The organism is Rhizobium sp. P1_E1 (assembly GCF_056406015.1).
Window position 1 is genome coordinate 1 of sequence record NZ_JBFUAY010000295.1, and the last position, 4,574, is coordinate 4,574.

At 60.0% G+C, this 4,574-nt stretch carries 3 protein-coding genes and 1 tRNA gene; all 4 read right to left on the reverse strand.

Going from position 1 to position 4,574, the window contains the following annotated elements; translation table 11 throughout:
• Positions 1–60: 60 nt before the first annotated feature.
• Positions 61–1,545 carry a trigger factor gene (gene tig, locus AC1D1Z_RS34295; protein ID WP_477853242.1) on the reverse strand — a complete coding sequence of 495 codons (1,485 nt, stop codon included), beginning with the start codon at positions 1,543–1,545 and terminating at the stop codon, positions 61–63.
• A gap of 200 nt (positions 1,546–1,745) precedes the next feature.
• Positions 1,746–1,830 (reverse strand) — tRNA-Leu (locus tag AC1D1Z_RS34300).
• 153 nt (positions 1,831–1,983) lie between these two features.
• Positions 1,984–2,574: a GDYXXLXY domain-containing protein gene (locus tag AC1D1Z_RS34305; protein WP_131647057.1), complete on the reverse strand. Its 591-nt coding sequence runs from the start codon at positions 2,572–2,574 to the stop codon at positions 1,984–1,986.
• Positions 2,571–3,674 (reverse strand): DUF2157 domain-containing protein, encoded by a 1,104-nt coding sequence (locus AC1D1Z_RS34310; RefSeq protein ID WP_477853244.1) that lies wholly within the window; start codon positions 3,672–3,674, stop codon positions 2,571–2,573. The genes AC1D1Z_RS34305 and AC1D1Z_RS34310 overlap by 4 nt, the downstream gene beginning before the upstream one ends.
• Between the last annotated feature and the right edge of the window lie 900 nt (positions 3,675–4,574).

A 4,574-nucleotide genomic window follows, 5' to 3' on the forward strand; every position in this document is an offset into this window, starting at 1 on the left:
GTGTTACAGCGTCCTTWGCGCGTCTAAAAAGACGCGCGGCGCTGTAGGACTGAAAAGCGATTATTCGGCGCTTTCGTCAGCCGCCTTCTTCTTCGGAGCAGCCTTCTTCTTCGGTGCGGCTTCTTCGCCTTCACCGGCGTCAGCTGCTTCTGCCTTGGCGGCAGCCTTTTTCTTCGGCGCGGCCTTCTTGGTCTCGGCCTTCGCCTCGCCTTCTTCCTCGGCGAGCAGCTCTTCCTTCGTCACCTTCTTGTCGGTGACGTCGATTTCGGTCAGCAGGTGATCGATGACCTTCTCTTCGAAGATCGGTGCGCGGATCGAAGCGGCGGCACCCGGCTGGCTGCGGAAGAATTCGAGGATCTGCTTTTCTTGGCCCGGATACTGGCGCAGCTGATCGTAAATGGCGCGCTGCATCTCGTCTTCGCTGACCTCGACGCCGGCCTTTTCGCCGATTTCGGAGAGAACGAGGCCGAGGCGAACGCGGCGCTCGGCGAGCGTCTTGTATTCCTCGCGAGCCTTCTCCTCAGTCGTGTCTTCGTCCTCGAAGGTCTTGCCGGACTGGGCGAGGTCGTTGTTCACCTGGCTCCAGATGCCGTTATATTCGGCGTCGACGAGCGAGTTCGGAGTCTCGAACTTGTACATCTCGTCGAGCTGGTCGAGGATCTGACGCTTCAGCTTCTGGCGGGTCAGCGAGCCGTACTGCGATTCGATCTGGCCACGGACGATTTCCTTCAGGCGATCGGCCGATTCGATGCCGAGCTTGGAGGCGAGTTCGTCGTTGATCTCGACATCGGCAGGTGCTGYGACTTCCTTGACTGACACGTCGAAGGTCGCTTCCTTGCCGGCGAGGTTTTTGGCCGGGTAGTCGGCCGGGAAGGTCACGGTGATGGTCTTCTCTACGCCGGCCTTGACGCCGACGAGCTGGTCTTCGAAGCCCGGAATGAAGCGGCCGGAGCCGAGCACCAGTTCGGCGCCCTGGTCGGTGCCGCCTTCGAAGGCTTCGCCGTCGACCTTGCCGACATAATCCATGGTGATGCGGTCGCCGTTCGCGGCCTTGCCGGTCTTGGTCTCGTAGGCGCGGGCGCTTTCGGCGACCTTCAGGACCTGCTCGTTGACTTCGTCGTCCGAGATGTCGATGACTTCGCGCGTGACCTTGATGCCCTTGACCGACTTCAGTTCGATCGGCGGCAGAACTTCATAGGAGAGCGTGAATTCGAAATCCTGCTCGGCAGCGAGGATCTTGTCGGCTTCGTCCTTGTCTTCCGTCATGGCGATTTCCGGCTGCGTGGCCGACTTCTCACCGCGGCTGGACAGGATGGCGGCCGGCTGCTCGCGGACGATCTCGTTGACGAGGTCGGCCATGATCGACTTGCCGTAGACCTTCTTCAGGTGAGCAGCGGGTACCTTGCCCGGACGGAAGCCGTTGATGCGAACCTTGTCCTTCACATCGGCAAGACGCTCATTCATCTTGTCTTGCATGTCCTTGGCCGGGATAACGACCTTGATTTCGCGCTTCAGCCCTTCAGCGAGCGTTTCGATAACCTGCATGTCTTCCTACCTTCATTTCGTGGCGGCCGTGCCCAGACGCCGTTCGTTTCGATGAGCACGACGCCGGCGATCCTGCCGCGCGTGGCTTYTCCCAATTCCTGTATCATTCCGCCCAAAGGGGAACGGCACTCGCGGGGTGTTCGGGACAACTCTCGGCTGCCCTAAGCCAACCGATTTCAGTCTCCCGCCTGCAAACAGCTTGGTGCGGGTAGAGAGACTTGAACTCCCACGCCTTGCGGCACCAGAACCTAAATCTGGCGTGTCTACCAATTTCACCATACCCGCGTTCACAAAACCGCATGCCTATGCCTGCGCATGAGGCCTTCCGGAGCGCGGCGTCTCTATATCACCCGATTTGGTCGAGGCAAAGGAAAAATGAACGGCAAATGACAGGGGACCTGCGGCCCTGCAGCCGCCCTCCTCCGAAGCGCCGTCGGATCAGTAAAGCGGCTCGTCGTAAACCGGCTTGCCGTCAACGAGAAGGCTGCGGATTTGCGCGCTTCCATCAGGCGAGACACGCACCGATATTGCGACATTGCCGTCGTTGCGGGCCTCCTCGATCGGCTTGCCCTTGCCTTCAGGAACGTAGTAGCGCTCGATGCCGTATTCGACACGCATGTTGTCGCCGGCGGCAAGTGCGCCACTATAAAATGGCAGGCTGCGCAGGATCACCGTCTCCGGCTGCGGAGGCAGCTCGTGGAAGGACGATTCGGTGACTGTCCAGAAACCGTCCTCCTGCTTCTTCAACCGAACCCATAACACCCGTTCGCCAACCTCGGCCGGAATCCCGCCGGAAACCGTCTGAACCGGCACTGAGGAAATGTCGTAGTTCAAGACGACATAATCGCCGCGCAAGAAATCGCGCGGATCGACGGGCGCCGTCTTCAACAGCACCTCGGCGCCGTTGCTGAGGATCGACGCCCGGCTCTGGATGATCGTGCCGAGGATAAGGGTCTGCAGACCGGCGACGATGATGGCCGAAAGCAGATAGCCCTTGCCGGATTGCAGCTTTGCCATGAACGAGCTCATGCGCGCTCCCCCTGGGCATTCGCCGAAAAACGCCGTTCGAGACGGATGACCATCCAGGCGACCAGCGCGACCACGAGACCGGAGAAAAGGAAGAGGCTCGACGTGCCGAGGATGGAGCCGACGGTGACGGAGGCGAGATAAAGCATCTCGGCGGCAAAGGTCGCATAGGCGAGATATCGCACCGCGCCGTTATCCCTGCCGTGCAGGGCGATCGCCAGCACGGAAGCGGCAAGCGTCGCCACTCCTAGCACCACCAGCCGCCAGCCATCCTCGATCTCGATATGCAGCAGCAGGAAGCCGATTACAGCGACAAGGAAGCTGTAGAAGGCCGGAGCCGCACCGGCGCTCCTGATCAAGGAGGCGATACGCGGGAGCGGCACCGCCGTCAGGACAAAGGCCGCCATTCCGCCGATCGCGAAGGCTAGCGCCACGGCGATCTCCTCATAAAGAGTATAGAGCCAGGCGAGCCAGCCGATCAGCAGCAGATAGGACAGATGGCGAGCCCGCTCGGCGCCGGTATACCGCACCAGCCCGATGACGATCACCGCCATGAGAGGCGCCATCCAGGGATCGAAGCCTATCCAATGTGTGTCGTTGTTCTCAAGATAGACGGCGAAGGRCGCCCAGGAGAGGAAGCCCGCGACGACTGCCACGGCACCCGAACGGAACAGGATCGCCGAGATCGTCGCGATCGCGAACCAGAGATACATCACCGTCTGCTCGTCGCCGGAGAGATGATACATCTGCCCGACCAGCGAGATGGCGCCGCCGAAACTCATCGCGCCGATGACCAGCAAGCCACCTGCGGCCGCTGTCGCGCCGCGGGCAAGCATCCGGGCAGCGGCGATATGCACCAACCAGATCAGGGCAAGGATGCCGCCGACGCGGACAAGGCGCGGGATAGCTTCCCAGTTGGAGGCGACGACCAACAGGATGGCAGCGGCAAGCAGCACCGCCGCCAGCGCCATCAGCACCCTGCCGAGGCTGAAGCTTGCAGGGCGGCTATCATATTCGGCGAGAAGCGCACCTGCCGTTTCCTGCCCGAGCAGGCCCTTGCCCACCCAGAGCGAGAGATCCCGCTCCAATCTGCCGCGATACATGCTCAACCCCTTGATTTCCGGAACGTCGACTGCGGCGCTGCGGCTCACGCCGTTATAGACGCAGCACGGGTGTTCGCAAACGCTGTTGCGACAAATATACAAGTTCCTCATTGGTCTAAATAGTATCGAGTGTTAACCGGCCGCTAACGGCAGAAGCGCTAATATAAGCTTATGGACGGAGAGGCATGCGATCCTTGCATATCCCCCATGAATTTATTGCACTGCACAATACTCATTAGTCATACTATTGATCCGAACATCGAAGCGCGGGGATGGCGCCCCGGCCCGGCTCCAGCCGGATGCCCGCGGATGCTTTGTCCGTGACGAGATTCGCAGCTGCGCACCCCTCCTCCCAGCGCGTTGCGATAGACTGGCAACACTCCTCCTCCCAGTTGTCAGTCACCATCACACGCCCGCCGGATCCTCCCCCGGCGGGCGTTTTTGTTGAGCCAAAGCTTTGTTAAAGCATTGATGGTTGAAGGATTTTCGTCGTGTGACGCCGTCAATGCCACATTGTCGTCACACCGCTCCACCAACCCCGTGAACAGATGCGCGACTTCCGATCCGAAGCGGAACGCCTCTTTGTTACAGAAGGACGGGCGGAACTGGCGGAGGGAGCGGCGTTTTCCGCTGCGGCACCCCATTCGCCCCTCCAAATCGACCTGCTCGCCTAAAAGTCATTCTGCCTATTCGTTGACCAAAATACGGTGAGTCTGCGTCAAATACCCTTTGAGCATTGCATCATTTGCATGGGTGATCTGAAAACTTGGCTGTTTTAGTCTTTCGCGCCGCAACATATATTCCGGTCATCAAATAGAGGTCAGCGCCGATCGGTGGCTGCTGGCAGATGAAACCCTCGGAAAGGGGCTTAACATGAACTTCTCTCGCTCTTTCAATAAC

Coding starts and splice junctions, on each gene's coding strand:
- AC1D1Z_RS34305 (WP_131647057.1), bottom strand. CDS start 2,574: ATGAGCTCGTTCATGGCAAAGCTGCAATCCGGCAAGGGCTATCTGCTT.